The sequence below is a fragment of the Bacillus sp. DHT2 genome (assembly GCF_026241455.1).
Lineage (GTDB): Bacteria > Bacillota > Bacilli > Bacillales > Bacillaceae_G > Bacillus_A > Bacillus_A pseudomycoides.
In genome coordinates this window covers 35,256-51,709 of the sequence record NZ_JAPHWH010000008.1, presented here as the reverse complement: position 1 = coordinate 51,709, position 16,454 = coordinate 35,256, and the positions used below count along the sequence as shown (strand labels likewise).

Below are 16,454 nucleotides of genomic sequence, written 5' to 3'. Positions count from 1 at the left end.
TTATTTAATATATATTTATGCTTGTTTACCTGATTATTCTACTCAATCAATTGCCCATTTTCTCACAACACATCGTCAAAATACGAAATTAAGATTAATATAATTGAGGCACCGTTTATATTTTTTAAATTTTCTTGTATTATGTATATAAGAAATCTTTTGAATAAAGGAGATTATACCTATGTCATTTGAACAATCATTAGAAAAGTATGCTGCTCTTGCAGTAAATGTCGGTGTTAATATTCAGCCTGGACAAACATTATCTATTAATGCGCCACTTGAGGCAGCTCCATTTGTCCGTCTTGTTACAGAAAAAGCATATAAATCAGGCGCAAAGCATGTATATGTAGATTGGAACGATGAGGTATTAACACGTTTAAAATTTGATTTAGCTCCTGAAGAAGCATTCTCAGAATTCCCTGCTTGGAAGGCACATGCACGTGAAGAATTGGCAAAAGAAGGCGCTGCATTTATGTCTATCTATGCAGAAAATCCAGATTTATTAAAAGGTGTAGATTCAAAACGAATTGCAAGTGCTCATAAGGTTGCTGGAGAAGCAATGAAGGTATACCGTGATTATATACAAGCAGATAAAGTAAGCTGGTGCGTAATCTCTGTTCCTACGAGAGAATGGGCTGCAAAAGTATTCCCTGATGTAGCACCAGAAGAGCAACAAGAAAAGCTATGGGATGCAATTTTCCAAGCAACTCGTGCAGATTTAGAAAATCCTGTTGAAGCATGGAAAGAACATGATGAAACATTACATACAAAAGTAGACTACTTAAACGAAAAACATTATAAAGCTCTTCACTATACAGGTCCTGGAACAGATTTAACAATTGAACTTCCAGAAAAACATGTATGGGCTGGCGCTGGTAGCTTAAATGAAAAGAATATACCATTTATGGCTAACATTCCGACAGAAGAAGTCTTTACTATGCCATTAAAAACAGGTGTAAACGGTCAAGTATCGAGCACAAAACCATTAGTATTTACAGGTAACATCATCGATAACTTTACACTAACATTCGAAAATGGTCGCATTGTTGACTACAAAGCTGATGTTGGCGAAGAAGCACTAAAACATTTAGTAGAAACAGATGAAGGCTCTCACTTCTTAGGAGAAGTCGCATTAGTACCTCATGATTCACCGATTTCTAATACAAACATTTTATTCTATAATACGCTATTTGATGAAAATGCATCTTGCCATTTAGCAATTGGGAATGCTTATGCATTTAACTTAGATGGTGGTAAAACGATGACAAAAGAAGAGCTTGCAGAAAATGGAGCAAACTCTAGTATTACACACGAAGACTTTATGATTGGTTCAGCAGAGCTTGATATTGATGGTATTACAGCTGACGGAACACATGAACCAATTTTCCGTAAAGGTAACTGGGCATTCTAAGAATACAAATTATTTAATGAAAAGAGCCATTTTCCTAGAAAAAGGCTCTTTTCACTTTTTAGTATACTGCCTTAATATAATCAATGTATAAAGTTTTGTTATTATAATATTCAAAATAAAAGGAGGAGTTTTCATGCCAACAGCAATTGCGATTTTAACATTCGTTGGTAAAGTGATTCCATTAGTAACAGATCTATTGAAAGCACTCATGTAAACTTATTCTTTTATATTAATTTATCCTCACATAATAAAAAGGTTGTTTTCATTTTAGAAAACAACCTTTTTTTACTTTATTATAGTCCTAAAGAAATGTATTTAATTTCTAAATATTCGTCAATTCCAAAATGACCCCCTTCACGGCCAATACCACTTTCTTTATATCCGCCAAACGGAGCTTGTGCAACTGATGGAAGGCCATCATTTAAACCGATAATGCCATATTCTAATGCTTCACTAATTTGAAATGCTTGACTAATATCTTTTGTAAATACATATGCAGCTAAACCATACGGAGTATTATTAGCTCGTTCAATTACTTCTTCAACCGTTTCAAATTTTGCAACAGGCGCAACTGGTCCAAATGTTTCCTCATTCATACATAACATTGTATCGTTTGCTCCTCCAATTACAGTTGGTTCAATAAAGTGACCATTTAATTCTGCAATTGTTTGTCCTCCATAAAGGATTTCGCCGCCTTTTTGGATAGCATCTTCTATATGTTCCTTTACTTTTTCTACTGCATTCGCATCAATAAGCGGCCCTACAGTCGTACCTTCTCCAAATCCATCTCCTACCTTAAGCTGACCTACTGCTTTTTGAAACTTCTCTGCAAATTCTCCATATACCGCTTCTTGTACAAATACGCGATTTGTACATATGCATGTTTGACCAGCATTACGGAATTTCGAACCAATTACCGCTTCTACAGCTTTATCTAAATCCGCATCATTCATCACAATAAACGGAGCATGCCCCCCTAATTCAAGTGACACTTTTTTCATTGTTTTCGCTGCACCACACATTAATTCTTTTCCGATTTCAGTTGATCCCGTAAACGAAACCTTTCTCACACGTCCATCATTCATCCACGTATCAGCGATAGCCTTTGCACTACCTGTTACAATGTTTAAAACGCCTTTTGGAATATCAGCCTCATGTGCAAGTTCAGCTAATTTTAATGCTGTTAACGGCGTTTGACTTGCAGGCTTTACAACTGCTGTGCAACCTGCTGCAAGCGCTGGAGCTACTTTTCTTGTAATCATAGCAGCTGGAAAATTCCACGGTGTAATTGCTGCAATAACACCAACAGGCTGTTTTATTACTAAGATGCGTTTATCTGGATGAGAAGCTGGAATCATCTCACCATATACTCGCTTTCCTTCTTCTGCATACCATTCTACAAAACTATTCGCATAATTCACTTCACCAAGTGCTTCTGCAAATGGCTTCCCTTGCTCTTTCGTCATAATTGCTGCGATTTCTTCTTTATTTTCATCAATTAGTGCAAACCACTTTTTTAATTTTTGCGCACGGTCAGCTGCAGTTAATTTTGACCAAGATTTAAAAGCTTCATGTGCAGCATCTACCGCTTGCTTCGCCTCAATGACCCCGCCTTTTGGAACAGTTGCAAATACTTCCTGCGTCGCAGGATTATTAATTTCAATTTGTTCCTGTAGCCCGATCCATTCCCCATTTATATACATTGCTTTCTGTTCTAAATTTATATAAGTCGCTTTCTTATCCAACGTTTTCTTCCTCCTTTATATTCACTTCATTTTTTTCTATATTTCTATCATACTTTCAAAAAAGCATTCGAACAAAGAAATAGCCTTCACTCGTTTTCTCTCTTTATTTTCACTTGGAATGGGACAGTTTCTATGCATGGACGGATGCTCTCTCCCCCCTAAAAAGAAAGGTTCTATATCATTTTTTCAATTTGTATTTATATAAATTCCTCTCCTATAAACCTCTTAATTTTCCTCGTCGCTGCAGACTGGCTTATTTTCAAAAACTCTGCTACTTTATAGCTTGATCCATATGTTTTATACGCTTTAAGGATAATATTCCGTTCTACTTCTTCCAACATTTTATAGAGGCTTTGACCGGACTGTTCAACTGTTGATCCATGCATAGATAATGGTAAGTCTTCAATCGTTACAATGTTATCTACAGTAATGACAATTCTTTCAATCACATTTTCTATTTCTCTATTATTCCCTTCCCAAGGGTACCCTACAAACATTTGTAAAGTACTAGGGGCCAATTTTACATCACGTCCATACTTCTCGTTAAAGTGATGTAAGTAATGATAGACTAAAGGTAAAATATCTTCCGTTCTTTCACGAAGTGGAGGGATATGAATCGGTATTACATTTAAACGATAGTATAAATCTTTTCGGAAAGTACCTTGTTTCACCATTTCAGCCAAATCTCTATTCGTAGCTGCTACAATACGAACATCTACTTTTTTTAGTTCCCTACCTCCTACTGAGCGGAATGTTTTTTCTTGTAATACTTGTAACAGTTTCGCCTGAATTTCAAGTGGCATTTCACCAATCTCGTCTAAGAAAAGAGTTCCTTTATGAGCTAGCTCTAAAATCCCTTTTTTTCCTTCGCGGTTTGCACCTGTAAATGAACCACCTGAATAGCCAAACAGTTCCGATTCGATTAAATTTGTCGGCAATGCCGCACAATTAATTTCATAAAACATTTCATTTTTACGATGACTCACTTCATGCAAATGACGCACTAATCTACTTTTCCCTACACCAGTCTCGCCTAAAATAAGAACCGTACTATCTACCACAGAAACTTTTTTGATTGTTGTAACTATTTTTTGCATAGCTACACTTTTAAAAATAAGCCCCTCATATTCATACGTTTCTCTTAACTCTTTTTTATATGTCTTTAACTGATTATCCATCTCTTCGACCTTTTTTCGTAATTGGTAGAGTTCAGTGAGATCACGAGAATAACTAATTACCCTTCGCAAATTCCCTTGTTCATCAAACACAGGCCTTGTACGAACGTGTAAATACTCTCCTGATTTTGTTGTCTGAACAAGTTCAATTGGCTTTTTCTTCTCAATTACTTCTAATGTTGCAGATGGATAAAAGATCCCTTCTTTTTGTAGTTCTTTTACATGCTTACCTACTAACTCCTCAGCAGATAATTGATAGTGTCTTTCGCATGTACTATTTACACGGACAACAGTTCCTTCCTCATCCGTAACAAAAATCTCATCAAATGCATATTCAAATACATCTTTTAAATCCATAAATGCTCGTTCCTTTTCTGCAACCATTCCAGCCACTCCTCAAATTCAAGTACATTGCTTCACTTTATTATCTCTTACATTTCATTATAAAATGAAACCTACATTTAAGGGAATTTTCTGTATATTCAACAAAGCAAACTAGAATGGTCACAAATATGTTATATATATCCATTTTGATTTTCCGACATATAAGGCGCTACTATAAAGAACAAACGGTAATCTATGGTCGTTTCCTCTCTTTGTTCTAACTTTGCATGAGGCTAGAAGAGAGTCTGACCACTTCTATGCATGGACGGATGCTCTCTCCACCTAAAAAAAGAAAGGTTTTATGCCGTTTTTTCAATTTGCATTCTATTATTTACACACGAGCTATATCCGCTTGCTCATAACAAGCTTGCAGGGAATCTTCAATAATTGTAAGCCCCTCTTCTAGCTGCTCATCTGTAATGACAAGTGGCATTAATACACGAACTACATTCCCATACGTTCCAGCAGATAATAAGAGCAATCCACGTTTATTTGCTTCAGCGCATAAATTTGCTGTTAATGCTTTATCTGCTTCTTTCGTTGTACGATCTTTAACAAGTTCGAACGCACACATTGCTCCTAAGCCACGCACATCACCAATACAATTATATTTTTTCTTCATTGCTTCAAATCGATCCATCACAACTTTTCCTACATGTACAGCTCGATCATTTAATTTTTCTTTCTCTATAATATCCAAAACAGCTAATGCCGCAGTGCAGCCTAATGGACTTCCAGCGTATGTTCCACCAAGTTCCCCTGGTGCTGATTCATTCATAACTTCTTTTCGGCCAATAACGCCACTAATCGGTACTCCTGCCCCTAATGATTTTGAAACAGTAATTAAATCTGGAACTACATCATAATGATCAATTGCAAAGTATTTTCCTGTACGGCTAAATCCTGTTTGAATTTCATCAGCTACAAATAAAATACCATGTTCAGAGCAAAGACGACGTACTTCTTGTACAAACTTTTTACTTGGAATGATAAAACCACCTTCACCTTGGACTGGTTCCATCACAACAGCTGCTATACTTTCTGGTGCAACTTCTGATATTAAAAAATTCTTAAATTCCTCAATAATAAAGTTATCGTATTGTTCGTCTGTTAAACCTTCTGGACGACGGTATTCATATGGAAATGGTGCTTTATATACTTCCGGTGCAAATGGACCAAATCCGAATTTATATGGCTTTACTTTACTTGTCATCGTCATTGTCATCAATGTACGACCATGAAACCCTTTTGAAAACGCAATAATGCCAGGTCTTTTCGTATATTTACGAGCAATTTTCACAGCATTTTCAACTGCTTCAGCACCGCTATTTAAAAATAATACTTGTTTTTCAAATTTTCCAGGAGCTAATGCAGCAAGCTTCTCTGCTAATTCAATATATGGCTCATACATCATTACATTAAATCCAGTATGAATATATTGATCTACTTGTTTATGAAGCGCCTCTTTCACAGCAGGGTGACAATGTCCTACGTTAATCGTTCCAATTGCTCCTGCAAAATCGATAAATTGATTTCCATCTACATCTGTTACAAGCGCACCATCGGCTGACTGTACGAATGTTGAAATCCCATTACTCACGCCCCTTGGTACGATATTTTGACGGCGTTCTAATAAAGAAGCTGCCTTTGGTCCTGGAATTTGTTCATTTACTTTAGCGAATTTTGTATTCATCGTTTCTCCCATCCTTTTCTATGCTATGATTTTCTTTTTCTATATTGCAAGATGTATGCCAATTTACAAATGTAGTGTTGTTCTAACATTCCTAGTATTTCGACATAAAAAATAAGTCTATAAAGACTTGTTATGAGTCTCCATAGACTTATTTTATTTATACATTAGACTTCCTTTGTTCCCAAATAAATTCACCAGAGCTAGAAATAAGATCCCCTACAGAATCTAGTACAACATCGGCAAGTGGTGCTAATGTTTGTCGATCCCCCGTCCCAGAAAGAACACCAATTGCATAACAACCGCCACTATTTTTCGCTAAATGTAAATCGGTCGGTGTATCGCCAACTACCGCTACTTCCGATGAATCCAAGCTAAACTTCTCGCAAAATGCTTCTACAATTTGTTTATCTGGTTTTTGTGCCAGAAATGTATCTGCAGTTACAATACAATCAAAGAAAGATTCCAATCGATACTGCTTTAAAAATAATTCTGTCGGTGCAAAATCATCAGCTGTCACCACTCCTAAAATGAAACCTTTATCTTTCAATGTTTGTAAAACCCTTGGTAAATCTGCTGTCATTCTCATATGTGAACGATGTTCGTACATAAGAGTAAATAGTTTTCCACTTATCCAGTGATGCATATCACTCTCTTTAACAGACGGTATATACTTACAACAAATTTTCGCTATATCGAGGCTTGTTCCTGCTGCTAATACACTACTTGGATGAACAAACGCCCCTTTAACACCAATTTCTTCCAAAATGGTTGGCTGTAATGATTGAGGTAATTGATGTAGTTCTATAAGTTCAGCTACAAGTTCTTCTGCAACTTTAATCCAAATCGAATGAAAATCCATTAATGTTCCATCTTTATCAAAGAGTATTGCCTTTATCTTCTCCATAACACACCCTACCTTTCTTCCCTTCTCACATTCAGTGTAGCAAGTAAATGTGGATATAAGATGAACGCATTGTAAAAATACATTGAAAATCAAACCAACTCCCAATTTACAAAAGGAATTAATGACACGATTCCATCGACACGTTCCTATATATATAAATAAAAAAGGATACCTTTATAAGGTATCCTCTTTATGTTCTGGAACAAATAGTTCAAGACAATGATATATATTTTCAAATTCCATTGGCGCATCTCCGCCATATTCACCATCTAAATTAATCATTAATTTATCCGGCGAATGAACCTTAATACGATTTGCCTGCGTATATAAAACTTTTGGATTATTAATATGCTCACCGCGCTGTGCTTGTGTTGCTGCTTTAATCAAATCAGCAATAGAACCCTTCTTCAGCACTAATAGGTCAAATAAACCATCGTTAATAGATGCATATGGTGCAACCTTTTCAAAACCACCAACTGAACGGGTATTCGTAATTAAAAACATCGTAATCTCTTCTTGCAATAGCTTTCCATCATACTCGATTTCAACGTATGTTGGATGTAATGACGGCAGCATTTCGATACCTTTTAAATAATAGGCAAGCTGTCCTAGTACTGTTTTCAGCTTACTTGGTACTTCGTATGTTAATTCTGTAATACGTCCGCCGCCAGCAATGTTAATAAAATATGTATCGTTCGCTCTACCAAGGTCTAATGGAACAGTCTTACCTTCACAAATAATATCTGCCGCCTCTTCAATAGAACGCGGTACACCGATTGCACGTGCAAAATCATTTGTTGTCCCAACTGGAATGATTCCGAATTTCGGACGATATTCATTCCCTACTAAACCATTCACCACTTCATTTAACGTCCCGTCACCACCAGCTGCAATGACAACATCAAATTTACGATTTGCCGCTTGCCTCGCTGCCACAGTCGCATCTCCAGGACCCGTTGTCGCATGACAAGATGTTTCATATCCAGCTTGTTCTAATTTTTGTAATACTTCTGGTAAGTTCTTTTTAAATAACTCACGGCCAGAAGTAGGGTTATAAATTATTCTTGCTCGCTTCATCATTCATTAGCACAGGAAATTTCTCATTCACCATTCACAGAAAAAGAATATACCGAATCTTTATTCAGCGTTCCTATGCCTACCTCCTCTCATCTCCATATCCTTCCTTTAGCCCATTTAAAAGGACAAATAAGGACCCAGGTTCATACCGCTTTACATCAGCAAAATATAAAGAACAACCTACTAATGAAAGCTTTGCTTTATTGAACTAAGTAATATATATCATTTCACCATTCATAGTACTTTCTGTTTCTTACATACAAAACAGGGGATAACAATTATCTATTATTTCACGAGATGAAAAAACTCTCTATGTCTAGATTTATCATTATTCCCACCTTTTTGCAACTATCATACCATAGTTGCTATACAAACATTTTCTCACTTTTGTCAGTTAATCAAACGTTTGTTTAAATAATTTCTTAATTTAAACAAACGTTTGATTAACTCAGAAAAAACACCCAAATATGGGTGCTTTCTCTGATTAATCTTTACTATTTGATAACCGCTTAACTTCATAAGCTAGGCTATCCAGTTCCACTTTTCTTTATTATCGCTTGTTGATTTCTTCTAACAAGATTTTATTAACAAGTGGTGGGTTTGCTTGTCCTTTTGTCGCCTTCATAATTTGACCCACTAAGAAGCCAATTGCACGGTCTTTACCGTTTTTAAAGTCTTCAATAGATTGTTCGTTATTATCAAGAATTTCTGTTACGACCTTACGAAGTGTACCTTCGTCAGAAATTTGAACAAGACCTTTTGCTTTAACGATTTCTTCTGGGTCTCCACCTTTTTCAATTAATTCGTTAAATACTTTTTTCGCAATTTTAGACGAAATTGTACCTTTTTCAATTAATTGAACCATTTTAGATAGACCAGCTGGCGTTAATGCTACGTCTTTTAATTCTTTTTGTTGTTTATTTAAGTATGCAAGTACTTCACCCATTAACCAGTTTGATGTTAATTTCGCGTCTGCACCGTCTACAATTGTTGCTTCAAAGAAATCAGACATCTCTTTTGTTAATGTTAATACGTGTGCATCATAAGCTGGTAAACCAAGTTCTTCAACATAGCGTACTTTACGAGCATCTGGAAGTTCTGGAATAGAAGCGCGAACGCGTTCTTTCCACTCATCATCGATGTAAAGTTCAACTAAGTCTGGCTCTGGGAAGTAACGGTAATCGTCAGATCCTTCTTTTACACGCATTAAGATTGTTTTCTTTGTTGCTTCATCATAACGACGTGTTTCTTGTTGAATGATGCCACCAGATAATAATTCTTTTTCTTGGCGTACTTGTTCATGCTCAAGACCTTTTTGTACATAAGTGAAAGAGTTTAAGTTTTTCAGCTCTGCTTTTGTACCGAACTTCTCTTGTCCTACTGGACGAAGGGAAATGTTCGCATCACAGCGAAGAGACCCCTCTTCCATCTTACAGTCAGATACACCTGTATATTGAATGATAGATTTTAATTTTTCTAAGTATGCATATGCTTCTTCTGGCGTACGCATATCTGGCTCAGATACGATTTCGATTAATGGCATACCTTGACGATTATAATCCACTAATGAACCTTCACTTGTATGCGTTGATTTACCTGCATCTTCTTCTAGGTGAAGACGTGTAATACCGATGCGTTTCTTTTTGCCATCTACTTCAATTTCAATCCAACCATTTTCCCCAATTGGTTTATCATATTGAGAAATTTGGTATGCTTTCGGATTATCTGGATAGAAATAGTTTTTACGATCAAACTTTGTTTCTGTTGCGATTTCACAGTTTAATGCCATTGCAGCTTTCATTGCAAAGTTAACTGCTTCTTTATTTAGAGTTGGAAGCACCCCAGGATATCCTAAGTCAATTACACTTGTTTGTGTATTTGGATCCGCTCCGAATTCTGTTGGACTCGCAGAGAAAATTTTCGAATTCGTTTTTAACTCAACGTGAACCTCTAAACCGATAATTGTTTCTAAATTCATCTATGCTCGCCTCCTACAGACTTGCTTTTTTTGTATGATAATCTGTTGCTTGCTCAAACGCATGTGCAACGCGATAAATTGTTGCTTCATCGAAGTGTTTACCGATAATTTGTAAACCAAGTGGCATGTTGTTCGCACCGAATCCACATGGAACAGAAATCGCCGGAACACCTGCTAAGTTCACTGGAATTGTTAAAATGTCGTTTGCGTACATTGTCATTGGATCATCTACTTTTTCGCCTACTTTGAATGCTGGAGTTGGCGTTGTTGGTCCAATAATAACGTCATAGTTAGCAAATACATTTTCAAAGTCATTTTTAATTAATGTACGTACTTGTTGTGCTTTTTTGTAATATGCATCATAGTAACCAGAGCTAAGCGCAAATGTACCGAGCATGATACGACGTTTCACTTCATCACCGAAGCCTTCGCTACGCGTGTTTTTGTAAAGGTCCATTAAGTTACTCACATTGTCAGAACGAACGCCATAGCGTACGCCATCAAAGCGTGAAAGGTTAGCAGACGCCTCTGAAGAAGAAATTAAGTAATACGTTGCTAAAGCATATTTAGAGTGCGGAAGAGATACTTCTTCCCAAGTTGCCCCCATACCTTCTAATACTTTTAACGCAGCTAATACTGACTCACGAGCTTCTTCGCCAACACCTTCTCCTAAGTATTCTTTTGGTACAGCGATACGTAAACCTTTTACATCACCTGTTAAACCAGCTAAGTAGTTGCCAACTTCAACATTTGCAGAAGTTGTATCCATGCGGTCAACACCCGAAATCGCTTGTAATAGGTATGCATTGTCTTCTACTGTACGTGTAATTGGTCCGATTTGGTCAAGAGAAGATGCAAATGCAACTAAACCAAAGCGAGATACACGTCCGTAAGTTGGTTTTAAACCAACAACACCGCAATATGCAGCTGGTTGACGGATTGAACCACCCGTATCAGAACCTAAAGAGAATAATACTTCTCCTGCCGCTACTGCCGCTGCAGAACCACCACTAGATCCGCCCGGAACATAATCTAAATTCCATGGGTTTTTCGTAGCATAGAAACCAGAGTTTTCATTTGAAGACCCCATTGCAAACTCGTCCATGTTTAATTTACCGATTGTAATTGTGTCAGCAGCTTTCAGCTTTTGCACAACTGTCGCATCATAAATTGGATCAAAGTTTGCTAATATTTTGCTCGCACAAGTTGTACGAAGGCCGTTTGTTACAATGTTGTCTTTCACACCGATTGGCATACCGAATAGTAAACCGTTATCTTCAGCACCAATTTTCGCATCTAATTCCTTCGCTTTCGCGCGTGCATTTTCTTCATCTAATGTAAGAAAAGCTTTTACGTTATCTTCTACATCCGCAATACGTTTGTATGATTCTTCTACTAAATCCGTAACGGAAATTTCTTTGTTGTTTAACTTCTTATGTAACTCTGATACAGAATGATCAAATAATGACATCGAAATTCCCCTCCTCTATTCTAATACTGCTGGAACACGGATTTGATTATCTTTGTGATCCGGTGCATTTTTTAATACTTCTTCAACTGGTAAACCTTTTTCTGGTACATCTTCACGCATAATATTTTTCATATCTAATACATGAGTTGTTGGTTTAACACCTGTTGTATCTAATTCATTTAACTGCTCTGCAAATGTAACAATTGCATCGAGTTGCTTTTGAAATTTTTCTGCTTCTTGATCTGTAATTGCAAGACGTGCTAAATGCGCTACATGCTTTACATTCTCAACGGAAATTCTTGACACGGCTAGGCCACCTCCATAATATATCGTTCAATCTACAATACTATTGATGATACCAAATTTTCAGTACTTCAAGCAAGTCAACACACGGTACTTACAGCATTTTTACATAAAAAAAGAAAGGCTTCTGCCTTTCCTCTCAATTTATTCTTTATCTAGTGGTTCTTTTTTCGGTAAACGCTCGTTATCTTCTTCATTATCACGAATTGTTTTTTGCAGTACAAAACAGGACATTGTTAAAAATAATGTACCTATTAAATAGTATCCTTTTACGCTAAGTGTTTCATCTAATGTATAAATACCAATTAACATACCAGAAAGCGCACAAACAAATGAAGTCCATGCTAAAAATGTGAACGCTTGGGTATTTCTTCTCCTCATGGTTCTCCCCCTTGTAGCTGTACCTCCATAATAGATAAGTATATTACTATTATGGATTTTTATGTAAAATATGTTTATCTACTTATTACTCTATTACATAAATTTTCTAATATAAAATTTATTTTTTATCTAATCTAAAAAAACAAATCATAATTGTTTGACATTTATTTCAAACATACATACAATAGAAATAAATATTACGAACCTCGAAATATACGGGAGTGGAAATAATTGTTGCAATATGAACATTTTTTAGATTTACTGCTAGATAATGCCAAGAAGCTTTTCTACCCAGAAGAATGGGTGAGCCTTGATTTATCACTTTCTAAAACAGAAGTATTCTGTCTGTTATGGATGGAGCGAAATACAGATATTACAATGACGAAAATTACGGAGCTTCTCGATATTCCAATGAGCACAACGACAGGTGTCGTTAACCGGCTTGTGAAAAAAGGATATATTGAGCGCTATCGGAACGAAAATGATCGACGCATTGTACTAATTCGCTTAACCGAAACTGGCGTACAACTCGTTCAAGAAGTAAAACAAAATGCGGCTCATTACTTTAACCTTGTGACGGAAGCATTATCAGAAGAAGAAAAAACATTTTTACTACAAATCTTCCAAAAGATTATGAATCACATCGCTACGTCACAACAAAAGCAAGTCGAAAAGCTTCCTACACCTAAGATGAAGAACATCCCGATTGAATAATGCCCTTTATGGGTTTTTATTCAAACATATATTTCGACACTCGTAATATTCGATAACCGAAACAAAGGGGATATAAATATGAGAATTATTTTGTATACAGGTAAAGGCGGCGTAGGAAAAACTAGCATTTCAGCAGCAACAGCACTTCAAAGTGCAAAACAAGGATTAAAAACATTAGTAATGAGCACTGATCCAGCTCATAGCTTAGGAGATTCCTTTGGCATAAAATTATCTTCTGAGCCACTAGAAATTCGTGAAAATTTATGGGCACAAGAAATCAATACAATTTATGAAATGGAAAAAGGCTGGGGGAAATTACAAAAGTATATTACATTGCTATTCACATCAAAAGCTGCTGATGATATTACAACAGAGGAATTAACGATGTTTCCTGGCATGGAGGACTTAATTAGTTTACTTCGTGTACTCGATTACTATAAACAGAAAACATATGATGTCATCATTATTGATTGCGCACCAACCGGAGAAACTCTCGCCATGCTAAGCTTTCCTGATATGCTCGGCTGGTGGATGGAAAAACTCTTTCCGATTAAAAGAAAAGTTTTAAAAGTTGTCCGACCTGTTGCACAACCACTTCTAGGAGTCCCACTTCCTACTGATGATATTATGGATGAATTAACAAATACACTTGAACACCTTGGAGAAATGCGGGATATTTTATCTAACCGTGAAGTGACAAGTATTCGCGTTGTTGTAAATCCAGAAAAAATGGTTATTAAAGAAGCGCAGCGTAGCTTCACCTATTTGAATTTATATGATTATAACGTGGATGCGATCATGATTAACCGCGTCATCCCTGATACCGTTACCGACTCCTACTTCCAAGCATGGAAAGACGCGCAGAAAAAATATAAAGCATTAATTCAAGATAGCTTCCAACCACTTCCTATTTATGAAGCTCCAATGTTTGAACAAGAAGTAGTTGGATTACCTATGCTAGAGCGTGTAGGAGCTGCTCTATTCAAAGATGATGTAGAACCAACCGCTGTAAAATTCAACGGGCGTACACAATATGTAAAAAAAGATGGTGATGAATATATTTTTGTTCTCTCTATTCCATTCTCAGATAAAAGTGAACTCTCTTTAAATCAAAAAGGTGATGAACTCATCATTCGCGCCGGTTCTGTCAAACGAAATATTACATTACCAAAAACATTAACGCATTTATCCGTTCAAGGTGCAAAATTTGAAGGGGATGTGCTAATCATTCGATTTGGAGGCGTTGTTCATGCATGAGGATTTGCTAAGAACAGTCATTCAAACAAAATTAAAGGTTGGGATGTGTATCATCAATGAATTACCTACTCCTATCGGACAGCAAGCTAAAAAGATGATTCATATTTTGCAAGAAGAGCTTTCCGCTTGTATACAGGAAGAAAAACAGCCTGCAGAAGTAAACTTAAAAAGCATTACGATTGAATAACTATAAGAGCATAGGGGGCCCTTTCCTTACGGGCTTTCTATTTCTTTACCTGGAGATGATTTATTTGATTAAAACACCTAAAATTAAACATATATCTACCAATATTATTGTTTGGTTTATTCCCTTATTATTTTTCATTCATAACCTTGAAGAATCTATTAAAATACCTCAGTATCTTGCCAATCAATTCTCAATTCATTTCATAAGCAATAAGCAGTTTGTAATAGCGATTTGTATATTAACGACCATTGTTCTACTCTTCATTACCCTATACCAAATTCATATTATATCGTCTGTTTACTGGATTATTTTCATACAAGGAGCTATTTTCTTTAACGCTGTTCAACATATTGTTTTATTTTTCGTTTATCGTTCTTACAATCCTGGGGCAATATCAGCATTTATAATTGTACTGTTTTCCCTCTATGCATTCTCACTAGTAAAATTATTAATCAATAAAAAGAAACTGGCTCTCACACTATTTTTTAGTTTACTCTCCTATCCTATTATGATCTGGATCACCTTATTTTCAGCTAGCTTCCTTACTTAATCAAATTAAAAAACCAGGAAAACTCCTGGCCTTTTCACTCTACCTAACAGACATTGAATCTTTTATTACACAGAATTGGAAGGTACAAAATTAGGGTATCGTCTGTTAGGTATGATATATGTTGAACGAGCTAACAGCGAAGGGGTTCCTACTGGTTAGTTCGTTAAACCCGATATTATTTTACGATTTTTTTAAGTTTTTACACGCTGTAACAATTTGAAACAGAGCCTTGAAATCAAATAAAAAGTGCTCTTTTTCATATCTGTAATAAAAATAAGAAGAAGAGCACTTATATACTCATTCACATCTCCTCATCTTCCAAGCCTTTAAGAGCTTGCTTGGAATTAGCACGGTATTAAAAAACCCGTTGCTGAGGTATCACAGGGCCAGTCCCTCCACCTCTCTGGATAAGAGTGTATCGATTTAATTGTCACTTAATTACGTCTTACTATAAAACTCTGAAAAGCGAGGGTCAATATAAAAACCCTAAAATATACCAATTATCTTTTTATTAAAATTTTTAAATGCAATAAGAAAGTCTTTCTAAAAGGAAAATCTCCTCTGTTAATTGAATAACATTACATGAATACGAAATAAAAACGGAGGACGATCGATTATATGAAAACAGCCCTTTTACTCGTTGATATTCAAAATGATTATTTTCCAAATGGTAAAATGGAACTACGTGGCACCATGGAAGCTAGCGAGTATGCAAGTCAACTACTTCGGCATTTTCGAGAAATGAATCAACCTATTTTTCATATCCAACATGTATCTATTCAAGAAAATGCTACTTTTTTTCTCCCTGACACAGAAGGAGTCCACATTCATGAAAATGTTCGCCCCTTAAAAAATGAAACTGTTATTCTCAAACACTATCCAAACGGTTTTCGGGAAACGGACCTATTAGAGCAATTGCAAAACTTAGAAATTGAACATGTTATTATATGCGGGATGATGACTCATATGTGTATTGATGCTACAGTAAGAGCTGCTTTTGATTTCGGTTTTCGTTGTACTGTTGTACATGATGCATGCGCAACAAAAGATCTCATCTTTAAAAACGCTACGATTCCTGCTGTTTATATCCATAATACAATTTTAGCAAGTTTGAATGACGTATATGCAGATGTCATGAGTACAGAAGAATTCTTCAGTTTTAGAAACTCCATCTGAAACAAAAATCATGTCTCTCACAGACAGAGACATGATTTTTTATGCTGT

15 protein-coding genes and 1 riboswitch are annotated in these 16,454 nt (G+C 36.0%); of the genes, 6 read left to right on the top strand and 9 right to left on the bottom strand.

All coding sequences use genetic code 11. From position 1 onward, the window contains the following. Window positions 1–181 precede the first annotated feature (181 nt). A complete protein-coding gene (locus ORL93_RS18645; protein WP_098161247.1) occupies window positions 182–1,411 on the top strand; it encodes an aminopeptidase in 1,230 nt (409 codons plus the stop codon). 293 nt (window positions 1,412–1,704) lie between these two features. Here the strand turns inward: ORL93_RS18645 and ORL93_RS18640 are convergent, their stop codons facing one another. The 9 genes from ORL93_RS18640 to ORL93_RS18600 all read right to left on the bottom strand — a co-directional run bounded on the left by ORL93_RS18640 (window position 1,705) and on the right by ORL93_RS18600 (window position 12,522). Continuing rightward, window positions 1,705–3,156, bottom strand: coding sequence for an NAD-dependent succinate-semialdehyde dehydrogenase (locus tag ORL93_RS18640; protein ID WP_003194659.1), 1,452 nt, complete (start codon window positions 3,154–3,156; stop codon window positions 1,705–1,707). Window positions 3,157–3,353: 197 nt separating this feature from the next. Further along, a complete protein-coding gene (locus tag ORL93_RS18635; protein ID WP_097795224.1) occupies window positions 3,354–4,715 on the bottom strand; it encodes a sigma-54 interaction domain-containing protein in 1,362 nt (453 codons plus the stop codon). A gap of 331 nt (window positions 4,716–5,046) precedes the next feature. Beyond that, window positions 5,047–6,408, bottom strand: coding sequence for a 4-aminobutyrate--2-oxoglutarate transaminase (gene gabT, locus ORL93_RS18630; protein ID WP_265959359.1), 1,362 nt, complete (start codon window positions 6,406–6,408; stop codon window positions 5,047–5,049). 157 nt (window positions 6,409–6,565) lie between these two features. Next, window positions 6,566–7,312, bottom strand: coding sequence for an HAD family hydrolase (locus tag ORL93_RS18625; protein WP_265959358.1), 747 nt, complete (start codon window positions 7,310–7,312; stop codon window positions 6,566–6,568). Window positions 7,313–7,486: 174 nt separating this feature from the next. Continuing rightward, a complete protein-coding gene (locus ORL93_RS18620; RefSeq protein WP_029427566.1) occupies window positions 7,487–8,392 on the bottom strand; it encodes a diacylglycerol kinase in 906 nt (301 codons plus the stop codon). Between the two features lie 547 nt (window positions 8,393–8,939). Next, window positions 8,940–10,367, bottom strand: a complete 1,428-nt coding sequence (gene gatB / locus ORL93_RS18615; RefSeq protein ID WP_006093233.1) for an Asp-tRNA(Asn)/Glu-tRNA(Gln) amidotransferase subunit GatB — start codon at window positions 10,365–10,367, stop codon at window positions 8,940–8,942. Between the two features lie 13 nt (window positions 10,368–10,380). Further along, window positions 10,381–11,838 (bottom strand): Asp-tRNA(Asn)/Glu-tRNA(Gln) amidotransferase subunit GatA, encoded by a 1,458-nt coding sequence (gene gatA / locus ORL93_RS18610; RefSeq protein ID WP_006093232.1) that lies wholly within the window; start codon window positions 11,836–11,838, stop codon window positions 10,381–10,383. Between the two features lie 15 nt (window positions 11,839–11,853). Beyond that, window positions 11,854–12,144: an Asp-tRNA(Asn)/Glu-tRNA(Gln) amidotransferase subunit GatC gene (gatC, locus tag ORL93_RS18605; protein WP_003194647.1), complete on the bottom strand. Its 291-nt coding sequence runs from the start codon at window positions 12,142–12,144 to the stop codon at window positions 11,854–11,856. 141 nt (window positions 12,145–12,285) lie between these two features. Continuing rightward, complete coding sequence (locus ORL93_RS18600; protein WP_006093230.1) at window positions 12,286–12,522, bottom strand: YiaA/YiaB family inner membrane protein; 237 nt, start codon at window positions 12,520–12,522, stop codon at window positions 12,286–12,288. Window positions 12,523–12,753: 231 nt separating this feature from the next. Here ORL93_RS18600 and ORL93_RS18595 point away from each other — a divergent pair, with 231 nt between their 5' ends. The 5 genes from ORL93_RS18595 (at window position 12,754) to ORL93_RS18575 (ending at window position 16,406) form a co-directional block, all read left to right on the top strand. Then, window positions 12,754–13,236, top strand: a complete 483-nt coding sequence (locus tag ORL93_RS18595) for a MarR family winged helix-turn-helix transcriptional regulator (protein WP_018782632.1) — start codon at window positions 12,754–12,756, stop codon at window positions 13,234–13,236. Between the two features lie 78 nt (window positions 13,237–13,314). Then, window positions 13,315–14,493, top strand: coding sequence for an ArsA family ATPase (locus ORL93_RS18590; RefSeq protein WP_018782633.1), 1,179 nt, complete (start codon window positions 13,315–13,317; stop codon window positions 14,491–14,493). Beyond that, window positions 14,486–14,680, top strand: a complete 195-nt coding sequence (locus ORL93_RS18585) for a DUF3926 domain-containing protein (RefSeq protein WP_018782634.1) — start codon at window positions 14,486–14,488, stop codon at window positions 14,678–14,680. The genes ORL93_RS18590 and ORL93_RS18585 overlap by 8 nt, the downstream gene beginning before the upstream one ends. 64 nt (window positions 14,681–14,744) lie before the next feature. After that, window positions 14,745–15,230, top strand: coding sequence for an HXXEE domain-containing protein (locus tag ORL93_RS18580; protein ID WP_018766486.1), 486 nt, complete (start codon window positions 14,745–14,747; stop codon window positions 15,228–15,230). A 308-nt stretch (window positions 15,231–15,538) separates the two neighbouring features. Then, window positions 15,539–15,644, bottom strand: a riboswitch (SAM riboswitch). A gap of 204 nt (window positions 15,645–15,848) precedes the next feature. Continuing rightward, entirely contained in the window at window positions 15,849–16,406 is a 558-nt protein-coding gene (locus tag ORL93_RS18575) for a cysteine hydrolase family protein (protein ID WP_040119089.1), read from the top strand. Window positions 16,407–16,454: the final 48 nt, after the last annotated feature.

What these genes read in the sequence shown, in the direction of transcription:
- ORL93_RS18585 (WP_018782634.1), top strand. Translation starts at nt 14,486, where the DNA reads ATGCATGAGGATTTGCTAAGAACAGTCATTCAAACAAAATTAAAGGTT.
- ORL93_RS18590 (WP_018782633.1), top strand. Translation starts at nt 13,315, where the DNA reads ATGAGAATTATTTTGTATACAGGTAAAGGCGGCGTAGGAAAAACTAGC.
- ORL93_RS18600 (WP_006093230.1), bottom strand. Translation starts at nt 12,522, where the DNA reads ATGAGGAGAAGAAATACCCAAGCGTTCACATTTTTAGCATGGACTTCA.
- ORL93_RS18645 (WP_098161247.1), top strand. Translation starts at nt 182, where the DNA reads ATGTCATTTGAACAATCATTAGAAAAGTATGCTGCTCTTGCAGTAAAT.
- ORL93_RS18620 (WP_029427566.1), bottom strand. Translation starts at nt 8,392, where the DNA reads ATGATGAAGCGAGCAAGAATAATTTATAACCCTACTTCTGGCCGTGAG.
- gatA (WP_006093232.1), bottom strand. Translation starts at nt 11,838, where the DNA reads ATGTCATTATTTGATCATTCTGTATCAGAGTTACATAAGAAGTTAAAC.
- ORL93_RS18625 (WP_265959358.1), bottom strand. Translation starts at nt 7,312, where the DNA reads ATGGAGAAGATAAAGGCAATACTCTTTGATAAAGATGGAACATTAATG.
- ORL93_RS18575 (WP_040119089.1), top strand. Translation starts at nt 15,849, where the DNA reads ATGAAAACAGCCCTTTTACTCGTTGATATTCAAAATGATTATTTTCCA.
- ORL93_RS18635 (WP_097795224.1), bottom strand. Translation starts at nt 4,715, where the DNA reads ATGGTTGCAGAAAAGGAACGAGCATTTATGGATTTAAAAGATGTATTT.
- gatB (WP_006093233.1), bottom strand. Translation starts at nt 10,367, where the DNA reads ATGAATTTAGAAACAATTATCGGTTTAGAGGTTCACGTTGAGTTAAAA.
- gabT (WP_265959359.1), bottom strand. Translation starts at nt 6,408, where the DNA reads ATGAATACAAAATTCGCTAAAGTAAATGAACAAATTCCAGGACCAAAG.